Source organism: Paenibacillus ihbetae (genome assembly GCF_002741055.1).
Lineage (GTDB): Bacteria > Bacillota > Bacilli > Paenibacillales > Paenibacillaceae > Paenibacillus_AQ > Paenibacillus_AQ ihbetae.
The window spans coordinates 4,888,831-4,905,602 of sequence record NZ_CP016809.1 but is presented as its reverse complement, the minus strand read 5'-3'; the positions used below and the strand labels follow the sequence as shown (position 1 = coordinate 4,905,602).

The following is a 16,772-nucleotide window of genomic DNA, read 5'->3' as shown; positions in this document are numbered from 1 at the left end:
CCCCCTGAGAACTCGTTTTGCATCAATGGCCTAAAATTAATGCTTGAACTCCGTAGGGTTTATTTCCAAATTGTGCAATTTCCTTATTCTAGGTTTCCTCCTTATCTATGCGACTTTCTGTATAAATGGATAACGCCATGAAGTGCAAATCAGAACCCCGTTCGATAACATTGTCGTTGCCAATACAAACCATTTGGACTTAATGAGTTGTAGACGTAAAGCTCATCGCTTCCCTTAAGGAAGCCAGGGAGACCGCTGGCCTGTATAGGTTATGGCTAACGCGTGCATAGCCCGGGTGCAAGCAATGTACAGCAGGCTTCGATCCATCTCAGAGCGGTAGCATTCGGCATCCACGAACGGGATGACGACCTGATCGAACTCGAGGCCTTTGGCCATATGCGAGCAAGTCACCGTAATGCCTTCATGGAACTGCTCGCTCTCGAAATCGAGCAAATGCACATTCCCTTGCAGGTGATTCAAAGCATCAAGCACCTGCCTGGCCTGCGCGCGCGTCTTGCAAATGATCCCCATCGTATGATAACCCGATTGCAGGAAGCCCTCGCTAAGCTTCCTCAGTGCATCCAATTCATGTTCATGGCTGTCACATGTATGGATACGTGGCGGCTCGCCATGACGGTCGATCGGAATTATCGTGCCGCCGGGCTGGATCTCCTTGGCAAACTCCATAATCTCCAGGGTCGAGCGATAGCTTTTGGACAGCTCAATGGTATCTGCCTGCGGAAAGATGGCTTTGATCGTCTGCAGGGTACTGGAAGAATAGGCATTAACCGACTGCTTGCTGTCACCAAGGATCGTCTTCTTGCAGGAGAACCAGCGGGACAGCACTGCATACTGCACTGGCGTATAATCCTGCATTTCATCAACCAGCAGATGCTTCACCCGGTCGTATGGCGCGCTGCCTTCCAAATACATCTTCAGGTAGATAAGCGGAAAAACATCGGCATACTCGATCAGGCTCTTCCCTTTCATCTTAAACAGCTCCGGCTGATTTGCATGCGCATAAAACGCCTTGTACAATCCGAGCGGCTGCTGATATTTATACATTTTCTTGACCGCGGTTTTGATTTTGTTCGTTTCGGATTTCGTGAGCCGCTCCCCGTCATCCGTCCGTGCCCCCGAGGCTAGCAGAAGCGCTGTCTTTTCGAGCCTATGTTTAACAGGCAGCTGCATATTCCGCTCATAAACGCTCCAAACCTGCTGTGCCGACAGCTGCACCCGGTCCATGAGAATATCGGCAGGCTCGAAGAAATGCTTGTCCGCATAGCCCATGAAAGCTTCAAGCTGACGGACAAATTCCCGGCTGGCCTTAAACCTGATGCGCTCGACACTGCCAGGATCGTCACGGTTCAGCAGCTCCTCCACCTGCTCATAGAATGTCTGGAAGCGGCACATACCCGCAAGCTCCTTCTCGGCCAGCTCCTCCATTCCTACTTCCATGATTTTCTCCTCGCCCAGCTCCGGCAGCACGTTCGAAATGTAGTCGGAGAACACCTTGTTCGGAGATATAATGAGGATATCGCTGGAGCTGAGCGTTTCTTTATACCTGTACAGCAAATAAGCCACTCTGTGCAGTGCAACGGACGTTTTGCCCGAACCGGCCGCCCCCTGAATGATCAGCTCGTTCGAAGTTTCGTTCCGGATAATGGCGTTCTGCTCCTGCTGAATGGTAGCCACGATATTTTTCATTTTCTCGTCCGACGTGCTGCTCAGCTCCTTCTGAAGCACATCGTCATGAATATTCATCGAGCTCTCGATCATGTACTCCAGAGCGCCATCCTTGATTTTATATTGGCGTTTTGCCGTAATCTCGCCGTCAACGTTTCCCATGGGCGCAAAGTAAGATGCAGGCCCCGTCTCGTAATCGTAAAACAGGCTGGCCACCGGCGACCGCCAGTCGTAGATCAGGTGATGCTGGCTCTCTTCTTCAACAAAGGAATGAATGCCGATATAATAAGCGCCGGCATCAGGCTGCCGCATTGTGCGAAAATCTACTCTGCCGAAGTAAGGCGAGCCTAACAGCTTGCGTATTTTTTGCAGCCGGGCCACCGTCTTCTCACCGGCATCGATCGACAGCGAAATGTCCACACGGTTCGCCGCCCGCTCGGCGGCATCCAGCTGCGCCATATTGACCCACAGGTATTTCTTCGCCTCAATGATGTCCCGATACGAATCGGATACCTTCCCTTCCAGCTCCGCCAGCGTTCGCTGAAGCTTCTTTTGAACATGCGCAAGATATTCACGCTCTTCCGTTTCCCTCTCATTCAGCATAACCCTTCGCTCCCTCCCTTAAAGAATAGCTTTAAGTATAGGGGTTTCCGGGAAAAAATATAGACTTATACTTTCCGTTGTAGTATTATATTTTTATCGTGGGTCCAAAAAACCTTATACGATGATGTGCAATTTCATTCATACGATCATCATAATAACCAGGCTGCATCCCCGGATGCGGACCTGGTTTTTTGTCGTTTTCATCAGAAATATGCCGGGGTGGTTTGCCTGCATTGACGTAAGTTTACAGCTTGTTTTCTTCGGTAATAATGTGGGAATAGCATCAGTGAGAGGAAGGGTATTCCCATGCGGTATCGAAGAAGAACCGGCCATTCCAGTAAAAACAACACCAAGGATATCCCACCGGCCAACTCATCGACGAATGATACCGATGCATTAAACCCGGATATCAAAAGCAGCCTGGAGCATATCCGAACCACCCTTGGTAACAGCACCGATATCGTGATCAGGGAAATTCCGCTTGATGAAGAGGAAAAACACTATATTGCGATCCTCTATACGGACGGCTTGGCCGACCAAAAGATCATCTCGGAATCCATCATGATGGTCGTGGCGGATGTTTCAAAATCCCTTGTAAGAAAAGATTACGATTACTCGCAGCCTTTGGACGGGCAAAAAATATTAGAAAAAATCTCTCTTGTCAATCATGAAATCCACACCATAACCGATTATAAAAAGCTGTTTCATTCGCTCTTGTCAGGGGACACGATTTTTCTGATTGATGGATTGGATCGTGGGATCACAGCATCTACCCGGGGGTGGAAGGATCGCGGGGTTATGGAAACGTCAGCGGAAAATGTCGTCCGCGGTCCGCGCGAATCCTTTTCGGAATCGCTGCGAACCAACACGGCCTTGATTCGCCGAAAGATCAAGGATCCGAATCTGTGGATGGAAACGAAGCAGATCGGCCGAATAACCCAAACCGATGTCGCCATCATGTACATTCATGGCATTGCCAATGACAAGATTGTCGAGGAGGTCCGCACCCGGCTTGACCGAATCGATGTGGACAGCATTTTGGAGAGCGGGTATATCGAGGAGCTGGTCCAGGATAAGACCCTGTCTCCATTCCCCACGGTTTACAATACCGAGCGCCCCGATGTGATCGCGGCTGAGCTGCTGGAAGGAAAAATCGCCATCCTCGTTGACGGAACTCCGTTCGTTCTGGTAGTCCCGGCGCTTTTTGTTTCGTTCCTGCATGCGGCGGAGGATTACTACCAGCGTGCGGATATCAGTTCCTTCCTGCGCTTGCTGCGCTATCTGAGTATCTTCATTTCTTTGCTGGGGCCTTCACTCTATGTGGCCATTACCACGTTTCATCAAGAAATGCTGCCGACGCGCCTTATATTCGGATTGGCAGGGCAGCGGGAGCAAGTCCCGTTTCCCGCGTTCGTCGAGGCCGTCCTCATGGAGGTCACCTTCGAGATTCTGCGCGAGGCGGGCGTACGGCTGCCGAAAAATATTGGCTCGGCGATTTCCATCGTCGGAACGCTGGTCATCGGGCAGGCCGCTGTTGAAGCTGGGATCATCTCTCCGGCGATGGTCATCGTGGTTGCCATTACAGCCATTTCCAGCTTTGTGGTGCCGTCTTTTAACATGTCCATTGCTTTTCGGATGCTCCGGTTTCCGCTGATGGCGCTTGCCGGATCCTTTGGACTGTTCGGCATTTTAGTCGGGGTCATCGCGATTATCCTCCATTTATGCAGCCTTCGGTCGTTCGGAATCCCGTACATGTCCCCTTTCGCACCGTTAATTCCGGAGGGGCAAAAGGATTCGGTATTTCGGCTGCCGCACTGGATGTTATCAAGCCGTCCCCGATTGATTAACCAGACCAATTATAAGCGCAGAAAACGTACGCCACCTCGAAAATCGAGGGAATAGACAGATTGAGACCAGCGGGAAAGCGAGTGAAATTCGGATGAAACGGATTTTGGCGTTGATTCTCTTACATATCATCGTGACTCTTCTTCTGAGCGGCTGCTGGAACCGCAGAGAATTGAACGAATTGGCCATCGCTGTAGCCGCAGGGGTTGACTGGGTTGATGGCCGCTACCGTTTAACCGTCCAGGTTGCTATACCGGGGCAGGTCACCGCCAAACGAAGCGGCGGACCTCAAGCTCCCGCTACTCTGTATACAGCTGAAGGCGATACGATCTTTGAAGCATCTCGAAGGATGACGCAGATTAGCCCGCGGAAGATTTATTTTTCCCATCTCCGGATGTTTCTGATGGATGAGGCGATGGCGAGGGAGGGAATCGCCAAAGTGCTTGACCTGTTATCCAGGGACCATGAATTCAGACCCGATTTCTACCTCGTGGTGACCAAAGGAGCAACAGCGGAGGAAACCTTGAAAATCATGACGTCCATGGAGACCATCCCTGCCAACAAACTTTATGAATCCTTGCAAATCTCCGAGAAGTCTTGGTCATCCAGCATGGCCGTTACACTGGATGAATTGATCAACGACCTTATCAGCAGCGGCAAGCATCCCGTGCTAACAGGGCTGGTGATCACGGGGGACCGGGAAATCGGAGGAACGAGGAAAAATATTGAAAATATCGAAACACTAAGCCAATTGAAATATTCCGGCCTTGCCGTTTTCAAATTCGATAAATTGGTCGGCTGGTTAAATGAGCGGGATAGCCGAAATTACCGGCTCGTAACAGGGAATGTCAAAAGCTCTGTAGGCTTCATTCCCTGCAAGGAGAAGGACGAGGGAAAGATCATCATTGAGACGCTGAGGACCCAAGCCAAGATGAAGGGAAGCATAGTGAATGACCGCCCGGAAATGGATGTCAAGATTCGCATGGAGGGCAATATTGGTGCCGTGGAATGCAGCAGCTTGGATGTATCTCAGCCTGCGACCGTGAAGGAGCTCGAAGCTGAAATGGAAGAGGATTTAAGGCGAAGCTTGGAGTCTGTTGTCGACAAAGTACAAAAGGACCTTAAAGTTGACATCTTCGGCTTCGGTGAAGCGCTTCGTCATTCGCATCCGAGAGAATGGAAGAAAATGAAGGAAGCGTGGAATGACCGATACTTTCCGAACCTCGAGACCCGTATCCATGTGGATTACAAAATCCGGCGAACCGGCACAACCAACGACACTTTTCTAAATAACCTTAAGGAATGAGGCGAACGCATGCTGAATATTGCGATAATTGCGGTTTCTGCCGGAGTCATAACCTGGCTTGAGCTGCCAAGGATGCTTCGTGAAGGAGAATACAGGGAAATCTGGGGGTTTGCCGCATTTTTGCTATTGGGTATTGGCATCAGCGTGGCCCAGACGATCATGAATGATCTCCCGACACCCGTGAATGTGATCACCATGGTGTTCAAACCGTTCAGTGATTGGCTCTCAGCCGTCGGTTTGATTCAATAGGAAAAGGAGCGGGGAGCATGCCCGTAATAAAAATTTCTTTGCGCCAGATCAGCATTTTAACCGCTTTGTATACGATCGGCAGCGCGATTCTTATCGTTCCATCGGGATTGGCCTCCATTGCTAAGCAAGATGCCTGGATTGCCTGTTTGGTGGGGGCCGGCCTCGGATTTATCATCTTGGCGGTGCAGATGCAACTATTCAGAAAGCACCCGGAAGCGAATTTGATGCAATGGGCCGAAAAGCTGTTTGGGAAATGGATCGGTAAAATGGTGAGCTTCTTGCTTCTGCTTACGCTATTCCTTGGAGGTCCCGCCACAGTATTACACGAAATCGGCATCTTCATGACCATCCAGATGCTCCCTGAAACACCGATTCAGGCCATCATCTTCCTCTTCGGGGCGCTGGCTGTACTGGGAGTGCGTTTGGGGCTGGAAGTACTGGCCCGCGCGGCGGAAATGCTGTTTCCCTGGTTCTTGCTCCTGTTTCTGTCAATGAGCGTCTTATTGTTGTCGGAGATCCGATGGGAATATGCAGGGCCCATTCTCGAATCAGGTGTAAGCCCCATCTTCCCGGCCGCCTTCTCGTTCATCAGCATTGCCTTTCTGCCGCACATCGTGTTGATGATTATCTTTCCAGGAGCCGCCAACCGACCGGCGGAGACATACAAAGCGGTATATATTGGAAGCATAATTGGCGCTGGTGTCCTATTTGTGATTATTGCATTATCGATACTGGTTTTAGGCCCGGACATTACAGCCAGAAATATGTATCCCAGTTACATGCTGGCCAAGAAAATCAATATCGGAAATTTCCTTCAGCGAATCGAGGCAGCCATGGCGGTGATGTGGTTTATCACGTTGTTTTTTCGGATCTCGTTGTATTTTTACGCCATTGCGATCGGCATCAGCCAAATATTCAATATTAAAAACTATCAGCCGCTGGTCATGCCGCTTGGTTGGGTTCTGGCTGCCGTTTCCGTCTTCATCTATCCCAATGTTCCGTTCAAGCTGCAATGGGACGCAACCATTTGGGTACCATATACGATCACCGTGGGCTTTCTTTTCCCATTAGTGCTGCTCGTCATGTACGGCCTGCGTAAAATGCTGTCCAAAAAATCAAAAAAGCCATCAGATTCGGCTTGAGCCGCATTGATGCTATAGACATTCACATGGACAATGTATAGCCCCCAAGCAACAGTATGCACAAAAAACGAGCTGAATCCGGTTGCCGGGGTTCAGCTCGTTTGAGTGCCTCTTTGGGCGCCCAAGTCCTTTTTCGGGACTTGTTGCTGGCTTAGGCGCCTCTTCGAGCCTTACAAGTCCCTTTTCGGGACTTGCTGCTCGCCCTCAGCAACAGCACCACTTGGGTGCTGCGCCCCGTCTACCTTATTTCGAATTTTTCATATCGTGAGATATTGAGAATAAACAAATCTACACTACCCATCTAACCGCTCCTTACCACTAATCCAACCAATCCAACTAATCCAACTAATCCCACTAATCCATTCAATCAAACCAAATTAACCAATTTAACCAATCTAACTAATCCATTCAACATCAAAGATTCTTACTAATCCATTTACTCAATCAAACATTCTAACTAATCCACTTGCTCCATCAAACACTATGAATCCACCTGTCGTTCCTGTCGTTTTTTTATCCCACTCATTTGATTCCAAACATTTGATTCCACTCGCTTTGCTTCAATTGTATCCCCATACGTCTGACGTTGCCTCCATACGCTTGCTTTTATACCTTTGCTTCTATACGCGTTTGTTCTATAGTCTTGTTCTATACGTTTCTTCTATACGTTTGTTCTATAAGCTTGTTCTATACGTTTACTTCCACAATTTCATCTCCATACAGTTGGCTTCCAGACGTTTGCTTCTACCCATTGCTTTACCGTATTTCGTCACCCGCTTCATTTCCCGCTGCTGCCATTACTTCGACGCAGACTCCTGCGCCATCAGCTCCCGCGCGTATTCGTTCAGGTTGATGGACTTCCCGCGGTTCAGTCGTGATTCTTCCGCCGCAAAGGCGATGAGATGACTCCGAACGGAGGCGCTCGCCGACGTCAGGCTCTCCTGGCCGCTGTAGCCTCTGACCTCTTGGAGGAAACTTGCCACGATCCCGCTGTCGCCGCCGCCGTGGCCGCTGGCCTGGGAAGGGATGGAGATTTCCGTCTTCTGCCCGGTCAAAAAGTCGTACACCGTAATCATTCCTTCCTCGCCGCGAAGCTCGCCGCGCGTCCCCATGATCTGGATTCGGCGTTCCTGCTCGTAGGTGAACCCGCACATGCTGAACATGGCGGTGGCTCCCCCCTCAAACTCCATGTTGACGACCTGGTGATCGACCACATTATTGTCGCTCCGGTAGACGCAGCGCCCGTAGTCGGTATTGCGCAGGCCTTGAATGATATTCGCCTTGGTCAGCTCATGCGTAAAATGTCCCGCCCAGCCCTTGTACTGATCACTCAGATAGAACCGGGGCGCCGAGTAAGGGCATGTGGATTCTACCTTGCAGTCCAGACAGCGGTCAGCCGATCCTTCCGGCGCCTGGTCCTCGCGAAAATGCATCAGGGAGCCGAAGGATGTAACCTGCGTGCAGGGCTGGTCCATCAGCCAGGACAGCACATCCATATCATGACAGGATTTGGCCAAAATCATCGGGCTCGCCTTGTCAGCGTTATTCCAGTTTCCGCGTACAAAGCTGTGGGCGATATGCCAATACCCCACGTTCTCGTTCAGCTGGATCGAAGCGATCTCCCCGATCGTCCCCTGCTGAATCACGCGCTTGATCGTGCTCCAAAACGGAGTATACCGAAGAACGTGGCAAATGGTCAGCAGCCGGTCATTCTCCCTTGCCGCCTGCTCCATCTCCAGACACTCCTTCGGATCCGGAGACATCGGTTTCTCCAGCAGCACATGGTACTTCTGCTTCAGCGCCTGCATCGTCGGTCCGTAATGCATCCGGTCCTGCGTGCAGATGAGTGCGATATCGGCAAGCCGGGATTCCGCCAGCAGCGGCTCCCAGGATTCATAGCATCGTTCCGGCGGGATACCGTGATTCTCGGCGAACCGGTGTCTGCGCACGGGATCCGCCTCGGCCACGGCGACGAAGGTCAGCTCATGCGGGTAATCCAGCGCATACGGGGCATAGCCCCCGGCGCCGCGGGCGCCTGCTCCGATCAGGATTGCTTTTAGTTGTGTCATGTCATGTCGCTCCTTTGCATTCACACACATTCACAGTTGTATGAACATCTTGTTTATTGGTTGTAGCGTTCCGCCGCCGACTCGTAAATGGCGAGATATCGGTCGAGTCCCATTTTCTGCAGATTGGTGACATATTGGTCCCAATTGTCAAAGGACTCGTTGCCGGAAATGAATTTATCCCTCATTTCATCCACGTAGGTGGTAATGTCCGTCTGTATGCCGGTAAGCTCGGACTGCTCATCGGCCGTAAAGTTGAACGGCGGCCATATTTTGTCCTGCGGGATGACGTAAGGCTCAGCCTTTTTCGCATTATCCACGGAGGTCGGCAGCCCTTCCGCACCTTTAAAATACTTCTGCGTCACGAAGCCCGGATAATATCCGCCTGGCCAGATCAAATATTGTCCGACCGCCTGGTCCAGATTCAGCCCGTCCGGGTTGTTCTTGATTTCGTCGACGTAATCCACGTTACCGTCCGCATCTTCCTTATACGTTTCGTCTTTCCACCCCATAAAGAACAGCCTGATGCCTTCATCGCTGTAGAAGTAATCCATCCAGCGGATCATGGCTTCCGGATGTTTCGCTTTGTCCGTGAGGACGAACATGCCGATATTGCCGAGCGGGGATCCGGTTGCGGTGTACATCTGATCTCCATGCGGTCCCTTCAGCACCGGCAGGCCAACATAACCTTCCTGGTTATAGATGGCGACCGGGTCCACATTATCCACGACGCCAAGCAGGCCTTCCACGCCCTTCGCATCCACCTCGGTGCTCTTCACGGACATGATGTCCTGCTCCAGCAGGCCGTCCTTGTACAGCTTGTTTACGTACTGCAGGAGCTCTTTATACCGCGGATCGGTCGGAATGAACCGGACCTTACCCGTCTCGGGATCCGAGTCGACGTATATATTCGACGTGCCGTGATTGTTGAGGCCGAACGAACCGCGTAAATAATTCACGATGCCCGCCGCTCCGACGCCGCCCCAGGCGATTTCATCCTTCTGGCCGTTTCCGTTCGGATCCTTCTCTTTAAATGCCTTCAGCATATTGTAAAAATCATCAAGCGTCTGCGGCTCGGATAATCCCAGCTTGGTCAGCCATTCCGACTTCACCCACGGCGTGCCGTACAGCACGGATTTGAATTCCGGATCATACAGCGTCGGCAGGCCGTAAATATTGCCGTCCGGCATCGTAATCCCTTTCTCGATGATCGGATACTTCTCCATGAGGGCCTTAAAGTTCGGTGCGTACTGATCGATAAGATCATTCAGCGGTATAAACGCCCCCTGCTTGCCGTATTTCAGCAGGTCTGCCCGCGGGAACGCCGAAGCGTAGAACATTTCCGGATAATCGCCGCCGGCGAGGAGCAGATTCCGTTTTTCCGCGAGATTATCTTTATGCACCGTGTCCCACTGGATCTTGATGTTGGTCGTCTTTTCATATTCCTGCCAAAGCTTGATATTGTTCCAGTCCGCATTGGCAAAGAACTTTCCGGCAAAGCCGGTCACCGTAATCGGCTCGTTCACGATCGGAAACCCCGTCTGATTCAAATTGGCCGCCGTTTCGCCCGGCGTTTCCCCTTCCTTCGACCCTCCCGGATTTTTCGAGCCGCAGCCGGCTGCCAGCGATACCGACAATACGCAGGTCAGCAGAAGACCTCCCCATTTCTTCAGCTTCATGCTTCATCCTCCCTTTTTCTCAGCATCCAATCATTTATCCATGCAAGGAATTATCCTTTGATGGCTCCAATCATGACGCCCTTCACGAAATACCGCTGCAGAAACGGATAGAGCGCGAGGACCGGTAAATTCGCGACCACAAGGACCGCATATTTGATGCCTTCCACTTCCCGTTGCTGCTTGATCGCCGACTCGGTCGACATCTTCACCATGTCATTCGTTTGACCCTGAATGAGAATTTCGCGCAGGATCAGCTGCAGCGGAAATTTCTCCTTATCGGATAAGTACAAGAGTGCGTTGAAGAACGCATTCCAGTGTCCGACCGCGTAGAACAAAATGGTTACGGCAATGATCGGCATCGACAGCGGCAGGATGATCCGGGTCAAAATTTTGATATTCGAGCAGCCGTCGATGGTCGCCGCCTCCTGCAGCTCGTTCGGAATGGACTGCTGGAAGAAGGTTCGCATAATGATGATGTTCCAGATGGATACGGCGTTCGGTATGATCATGACCCAAAGTGAATTCAGCATGCCCAGGTTCTTGATGAGCAGATAGGTCGGGATCAGCCCGCCGCTGAAAAACATCGTGAAAACGAGCAGTGCCATGATCGCATTGCGCCCGACAAAGTCCTTCCGCGACAGCGGATAAGCCGCAAGAATCGTCATTGTCAGGTTGATGAGCGTCCCGAGCGAAGTGTAGATCAGCGTGTTGGTAAAGCCGCTGATGATATCCTGATTTTGAAATATTTTGACATAGGAGTTCAGATTGAAGCCTTTTGGCCACAGCAGCATTTCGCCCCGAAGAACCGTCTGCGGATCGCTGAAGGATGCGCTTAGCACGAACAGCAGCGGGTACAGGACAATGAGCGTGACGAGGATCAGGATCGTGTAATTAATGATGTTGAAGATGCGGTCTCCCCTGGATTCGATTTGCATGATACTAAAGCGCCCTCCCCTACCAAAGACTTGTTTCGCTCACGCGTCTGGAGATAAAGTTCACGACAACCAACAGCACGAAGTTGATGACGGAATTAAACAATCCGACGGCGGCCGAGAAGCTGTATTCGGCATTCTGGATCCCCATCCGGTACACGTAGGTGGCAATAATGTCGGAGCTCTCCATGTTCAAATTGTTCTGCATCAGCAGCACCTTCTCAAAGCCGATGCTCATGATGCTTCCGATGTTCAATATCAGCAAAATGATGATCGTCGGCATGATGCCGGGAATGTTAATATGCCAGATCCGCTGGAGCCGTGTAGCCCCGTCCACCCTCGCGGCTTCATGCAGCTGGTTGTCGATGCCGGCGAGCGCGGCCAAATAAATAATGGAGCTCCATCCCATGGTCTGCCAAACATCGGACAGCACGTACAGCGTTTTGAACCAGCCCGGTTCAGTCATGAAATTAATCGCCTTGCCGCCGAACATCTCAATAAAATGATTGAGGATGCCGTAGCGCGGCGACAGGAAAATCATCATCATCCCGACGACCACGACGATCGACAGGAAATGCGGTGCGTAGGTTATCGTCTGTACGAATCGCTTGAATTTCTCGGCACGAACCTCATTCATGAGCAAAGCCAAAATGATCGGAACCGGAAAGCCAACGGCGAGGCTGTACAAACCGATCCCGAGGGTATTCTTTATCAGACGCCAGAAATAATAGCCGTTGAAAAACCGTTCGAAGTGGTCTAGCCCGACCCAGGGGCTCCCCCAGATCCCTTGAGTTGCGATAAAATCCTTAAATGCAATCTGGATTCCGTACATCGGGACATACTGGAACAGGATGTAGTAGGCAATGACCGGAGAGATCAGGACGTACAGCTGCCAATTACGCCAGATCCGGTTCCACTTATAGCGGCTGCGTTTCGTTTCAGTTGCCGCGATGGCTGGAGACTGCAGCGACGTGTTGGCCAATTTAGCATCACCTCATTGAGAAATAGTAGGGGGACGAAAAATCGGTGTAGACTGCCCCTGAAATGACAGCGCTTGCAATTTTGTGATTAAAAAAATGAAAGTTTCCCCCTTCCTGCATACGATAAAGCTTTTTCGAAAATGCGTTCCACCATCTTCCCCCTTTTGGTTTATTCGTTATGTCGCATTGGCAGCCAAGAAGCCATCTATGCATTAAACCCATGTGGCATGGGGTTTAATCCGGTTTTTGGATAGAAACTCAAACTAAATGATATAAATTTGGATAGTTATTTGGATATCTCGAGCAGGTAATTTCTAGAAATGGGGTTGGACGAGATATTTAGGGACGGTGACTCGTATACATAAAAGCTTGCTGTACAAGCAAAAAAACGAAGACAGGACAAAATGAGTTGGATAGAGGAAGGTCTTGGGTAATCCAAAATATGATCAAAAATATCCAAAACCCTTTGATTTTTTTCTCATAATAATATAGGGATATCGTCTTGTCAAACATTTTTTTGGACCAATTTTGGCATTATTTTTGGATTTTTGGCACAAAATCATCACAAATACAGCAGAAAAGCAATACAAAAACAGTAAAAAAACACTACAAATACAGCGCAAAAACAGCCGCAAGCTATGCAAGCTAGCGGCTGCTCTTTACGTACCTATATCCTGCTTGTTGCACACTGTCAAACCATTACATTCGATCCAATCTGGAGGACTCCCGAATGATCAGAGAGCAGGGCAGCAGTATTTTCGTGGCGGTCGGGAAATGTCCGTCCAAGTAATCGACGATAGATTTCGCGGCGACTCTGCCGATTTCATGCTTCGGCACCGAAACGGACGTGAGCGGCGGTGTCGTATACTGCGCTACATCGATATTGTCCATGCCGACAATCGCAATATCTCCCGGGATGGTGCCGCCGTTCTCGATCACCGCCCGCATGGCCGGAATCGCCAGCATGTCGCTCGCGCAAAATACCGCTGTCGGCCATTCCTCCTTCGGAAGCTTGCCCAATAAATCATTCATGTGGCTGAAGCTTCGATCCACGTTCCAGCCGGTGTTCATGATCCAGTCCTTCCGCAGCTCCAGATTCGCTTCAAGGATCGCGAATTTGTAGCCGACATACCGCTCCTCGCTCTCCATTTGATTGGAATAGGCAGGTCCCCCGATAAAAGCGATTCGCTTGTGCCCTTGATCAATCAAGTGGCGCACCGCGGATCTGGCGGAAAGCACCCGGTCGCAATCCACCACCGGGACGGTCAAGCGTTCATCGTTTAAGCTTACCCCCATAATCGCGACGTCTTCCTGCTGGATGAGCTCAAACAATTCCTGGTCATACCAGCTGATCGCAACCATGCCCTGGGCCCCGGTCTCCTTCAGCATCAGCCGCAGCCGTTCTGCATCGCTAACCTCCTCGCAGGTGCGAACGATGGCCGGCGGCTGTCCGAGCTCCTCCATTTTTTCATGGAAGCCTGCAAGAACCTTTGAGAAATAAGGATGGTCATCCATCAGAAGCTGAGGCACGATACAGACGATCCGCTTGATCTCCGTTCCATTATCACGTGCGAGCTGCATGGGTTCCTGGAGCTTATACCCCAGCTCAAGCGCCGCCTCCCTGATTCTCTGCTTGGTGTCTTCGCTGACCGGACGGCTTGTATCGTTGCTGATTGCCCGCGAGACCGTGGATATGGATACCCCGACCCGCTCGGCAATATCTTTTAGTCTAGCCAAACGTATTTCCTCCTCCGCAAAGTTGGAGCCAAATTTTCGCTTTCTGTTGATCCTATCATACCTTGGACCCATTTAGAGCGTCAAATCGCGCTGAAGAGGCGTATGGATATCATGAAACAGCAGCAGACAGAACCGGCGGACAAGCCTTAAGTTCAGGAAGATACGACCGTCTGTCCGGCCTCCTTCTCCTGCTTCCCGATGCGGAACAGCACCAGCGCCAACCCCACGGCGATTGCAACACCCGCTGCCCCAAGCCATGTAATGGATGACAGGGATATGCTATCGACGGCAATGCCGCCGAGTCCGGCCCCCGCAGCCATGGACAGCTGCATCATCGACTGGTTCAGTCCCAGCATGACTCCCGATGATTCCGGCTCCAGCTGGACCAGGTTGAACTGCTGTGTCGGACCGGAGGACCAGGCGGACAAAGACCACAGGATCAGCATGGCGAACACCGGAAAAGCTGCAGCGGATGCGTTCGTGACCGATAGCAGGGCTAACGCAAAAATGTGGATGATCATCCCGAAGGTAAGGGTCAAGGGTACACCCCACCGGTCGGTGCTGTATCCGCCGAATTTCGACCCGATCAGGCTCGCAATGCCGAAAGCGAACAGCGCTGCGCTGATCCATTGTTCGCCCAAGCCGCTGACGCTTAGAAGATAAGGGGAAAGATACGTATAAGCTACGGAATATCCCCCAAGCCAGAAGAAGGTTATTCCCAAACCGAGCGCCACTTTCGGCTTTCGGAGCAGTGCAAATTGCTGAAGCAGCGGAACCGGCGCATCGCCTTGGATTTTCGGAATCGCTTTATATAAGACAACCATCGCTACCATACCCAGAACGGCAATCAGGCCGAACACCGACTTCCAGCCGAACGCGGCTGCAGTAACGCGCCCGAGCGGGACACCGATAATAAGGGAAGCCGTAAAGCCCATGACAACCGTAGCAATGGAGCTCGCCTGCTTGCCCTGAGGCGCAATTCGGGCGGCGATGCCGAGCGCGGTGACAACCACCATCCCTGCCCCCATCGCCATAATGATGCGCGCAATGACAAAGGGAACATAGCCGGGAAGCGCGAATGACAATAGGTTAGCCACTACAAACAGCCCGAGCGAATAAACCAGCAGCCGCTGACGCTCCAGCTTCGCGGTCAGGGCCATCAACACCGGGGTCAGAACGGCATACACCAGCGAGAAAATCGTAATCAGCTGGCCCGCGGCCGTAATGGTGATACCGAGGGAATCCGCGATTTTGTCCAAGATCCCGGAGATGATATATTCCGATGTCCCTACTAAAAAACTCACGATAGCCAGCAAGTATATTTTCCAAGCGTTCTTCATAATTCCACTCCTTATATATTTAGATATCGCAAAACATCGATATATGAAACCAATAAAAATACATATCGTAATATGTAGATATGTAGTGCGGAACAAAACTGAATATTCCTTGGCCAAGGAAGCATTCAGTTCTTGTCGTTATATTTCCTGCTTCAAATATTCGCCGATTTGACGGATGACTTCCTCATCACGCTTGTAATACGTAAATTTGCCGATCCGCTCGGTCTTAATCAGTCCGGCCCGCTGCAAAATGGACAGATATTGCGATGCTGTCGATTGCGTCATATTCAATTTCTCGGTCACCTGGCTCACGCATACCCCGATTTCCCTCATATCAATCCCTTCATGGGGCGTAAAATGCTGCTCAGGCTCCTTAAGCCACCGCAAAATATCAAGCCGCGATTCATTGGACAGTGCTTTGAAGATTTCGATTGGTTTCATACAAATTATTATATCGTGAATTATCGATATGTCAACGGTCGGACATTACGTGATCATCTTCAGAATATTCACGATCTCCTGTTCCATTATCGAATCCTGCACGGAATCAACATGATCCGGCTGGAACAACTGGTATTTTTTCAACTGGTAAAAATCCATCAACGCCTGCTTTAAGGTCATGTCGTAATGAATCGAGAACAGCGGGTCCATGATCCGCCGAAGCACGGCATCATCTTGAACCATGAACAATGCGGCATTCAAACGGTTGAATACGCCTTGCTCCATCCCTGCCTCGAAAAAAGTCTCCAAGTTGCGATATCGGATCTGCTGTGCCGCAATCAAACGGTCAAACAGCGCCGGGTAGGAATCTCTCAGATCTTCCAGGAAGAGATCCGACACGTAAACGACGCACCGCAGCGATTGCTCGTATATTTTCTGAAAACGTTCGGCAAAAGAAATGGATGCATCTTGAACGATGGCATCGGCCTGAAGCAGGTAATCGATATAATGCTTCACGACAGCCTCGATGACATCGTCCCTGGATGAGAAATGCTTGTACAAGGTTACTTTGCTAATATCCATGTAACTTGCGATTTCGTCGATTTTCAGTTGGCTGAACTTCGTTTTTCTTAGGACCGGTTTTATTTTCTCGATGTAATGCTCCGCGCTTACCGCCTTTTTCACCTGGATGTCCCCCTCCACTTTTCTAATCCCCATTATAACTTAGAAGTAAAATCATTAAACCCTTTTCACCACATTTACTATT

Annotated in this window: 13 protein-coding genes; 4 read left to right on the top strand and 9 right to left on the bottom strand. The window is 50.7% G+C overall.

Features of this window, described 5'->3' with window-relative positions:
* Positions 1-234 precede the first annotated feature (234 nt).
* Complete coding sequence (locus tag BBD41_RS21950) at positions 235-2,289, bottom strand: HelD family protein (protein WP_099478723.1); 2,055 nt, start codon at positions 2,287-2,289, stop codon at positions 235-237.
* A 306-nt stretch (positions 2,290-2,595) separates the two neighbouring features.
* Between BBD41_RS21950 and BBD41_RS21945 the strand changes: the two genes are divergently transcribed.
* The 4 genes from BBD41_RS21945 to BBD41_RS21930 are packed head-to-tail and all read left to right on the top strand — an operon-like array spanning position 2,596 to position 6,831.
* Positions 2,596-4,191: a spore germination protein gene (locus BBD41_RS21945; RefSeq protein WP_099478722.1), complete on the top strand. Its 1,596-nt coding sequence runs from the start codon at positions 2,596-2,598 to the stop codon at positions 4,189-4,191.
* A gap of 37 nt (positions 4,192-4,228) precedes the next feature.
* On the top strand, positions 4,229-5,440 hold the full coding sequence (locus BBD41_RS21940) for a Ger(x)C family spore germination protein (RefSeq protein WP_099478721.1): 1,212 nt from the start codon (positions 4,229-4,231) through the stop codon (positions 5,438-5,440).
* A gap of 9 nt (positions 5,441-5,449) precedes the next feature.
* Positions 5,450-5,689: a hypothetical protein gene (locus tag BBD41_RS21935; RefSeq protein ID WP_077567630.1), complete on the top strand. Its 240-nt coding sequence runs from the start codon at positions 5,450-5,452 to the stop codon at positions 5,687-5,689.
* A gap of 17 nt (positions 5,690-5,706) precedes the next feature.
* Positions 5,707-6,831 (top strand): GerAB/ArcD/ProY family transporter, encoded by a 1,125-nt coding sequence (locus BBD41_RS21930; protein ID WP_077567631.1) that lies wholly within the window; start codon positions 5,707-5,709, stop codon positions 6,829-6,831.
* A gap of 797 nt (positions 6,832-7,628) precedes the next feature.
* Here BBD41_RS21930 and BBD41_RS21920 read toward each other — a convergent pair.
* The 8 genes from BBD41_RS21920 to BBD41_RS21885 all read right to left on the bottom strand — a co-directional run bounded on the left by BBD41_RS21920 (position 7,629) and on the right by BBD41_RS21885 (position 16,690).
* On the bottom strand, positions 7,629-8,900 hold the full coding sequence (locus BBD41_RS21920) for a Gfo/Idh/MocA family protein (protein WP_099478720.1): 1,272 nt from the start codon (positions 8,898-8,900) through the stop codon (positions 7,629-7,631).
* Positions 8,901-8,953: 53 nt separating this feature from the next.
* Complete coding sequence (locus tag BBD41_RS21915; RefSeq protein WP_099478719.1) at positions 8,954-10,576, bottom strand: extracellular solute-binding protein; 1,623 nt, start codon at positions 10,574-10,576, stop codon at positions 8,954-8,956.
* A gap of 50 nt (positions 10,577-10,626) precedes the next feature.
* Positions 10,627-11,511, bottom strand: a complete 885-nt coding sequence (locus BBD41_RS21910) for a carbohydrate ABC transporter permease (protein WP_007127539.1) — start codon at positions 11,509-11,511, stop codon at positions 10,627-10,629.
* A gap of 19 nt (positions 11,512-11,530) precedes the next feature.
* Positions 11,531-12,490, bottom strand: coding sequence for an ABC transporter permease (locus BBD41_RS21905; RefSeq protein ID WP_099478718.1), 960 nt, complete (start codon positions 12,488-12,490; stop codon positions 11,531-11,533).
* Positions 12,491-13,187: 697 nt separating this feature from the next.
* The gene (locus tag BBD41_RS21900; protein WP_099478717.1) at positions 13,188-14,225 is read right to left on the bottom strand and encodes a LacI family DNA-binding transcriptional regulator; all 1,038 of its coding nucleotides are present in this window, start codon (positions 14,223-14,225) and stop codon (positions 13,188-13,190) included.
* A 152-nt stretch (positions 14,226-14,377) separates the two neighbouring features.
* Positions 14,378-15,565: an MFS transporter gene (locus tag BBD41_RS21895; protein ID WP_099478716.1), complete on the bottom strand. Its 1,188-nt coding sequence runs from the start codon at positions 15,563-15,565 to the stop codon at positions 14,378-14,380.
* Positions 15,566-15,703: 138 nt separating this feature from the next.
* Positions 15,704-16,006, bottom strand: coding sequence for an ArsR/SmtB family transcription factor (locus BBD41_RS21890; RefSeq protein ID WP_007127535.1), 303 nt, complete (start codon positions 16,004-16,006; stop codon positions 15,704-15,706).
* A gap of 45 nt (positions 16,007-16,051) precedes the next feature.
* On the bottom strand, positions 16,052-16,690 hold the full coding sequence (locus BBD41_RS21885; protein WP_077567637.1) for a TetR/AcrR family transcriptional regulator: 639 nt from the start codon (positions 16,688-16,690) through the stop codon (positions 16,052-16,054).
* Between the last annotated feature and the right edge of the window lie 82 nt (positions 16,691-16,772).

What these genes read in the sequence shown, in the direction of transcription:
- BBD41_RS21935 (WP_077567630.1), top strand. Translation starts at nt 5,450, where the DNA reads ATGCTGAATATTGCGATAATTGCGGTTTCTGCCGGAGTCATAACCTGG.
- BBD41_RS21950 (WP_099478723.1), bottom strand. Translation starts at nt 2,289, where the DNA reads ATGCTGAATGAGAGGGAAACGGAAGAGCGTGAATATCTTGCGCATGTT.
- BBD41_RS21910 (WP_007127539.1), bottom strand. Translation starts at nt 11,511, where the DNA reads ATGCAAATCGAATCCAGGGGAGACCGCATCTTCAACATCATTAATTAC.
- BBD41_RS21915 (WP_099478719.1), bottom strand. Translation starts at nt 10,576, where the DNA reads ATGAAGCTGAAGAAATGGGGAGGTCTTCTGCTGACCTGCGTATTGTCG.
- BBD41_RS21940 (WP_099478721.1), top strand. Translation starts at nt 4,229, where the DNA reads ATGAAACGGATTTTGGCGTTGATTCTCTTACATATCATCGTGACTCTT.
- BBD41_RS21930 (WP_077567631.1), top strand. Translation starts at nt 5,707, where the DNA reads ATGCCCGTAATAAAAATTTCTTTGCGCCAGATCAGCATTTTAACCGCT.
- BBD41_RS21895 (WP_099478716.1), bottom strand. Translation starts at nt 15,565, where the DNA reads ATGAAGAACGCTTGGAAAATATACTTGCTGGCTATCGTGAGTTTTTTA.
- BBD41_RS21945 (WP_099478722.1), top strand. Translation starts at nt 2,596, where the DNA reads ATGCGGTATCGAAGAAGAACCGGCCATTCCAGTAAAAACAACACCAAG.
- BBD41_RS21890 (WP_007127535.1), bottom strand. Translation starts at nt 16,006, where the DNA reads ATGAAACCAATCGAAATCTTCAAAGCACTGTCCAATGAATCGCGGCTT.
- BBD41_RS21920 (WP_099478720.1), bottom strand. Translation starts at nt 8,900, where the DNA reads ATGACACAACTAAAAGCAATCCTGATCGGAGCAGGCGCCCGCGGCGCC.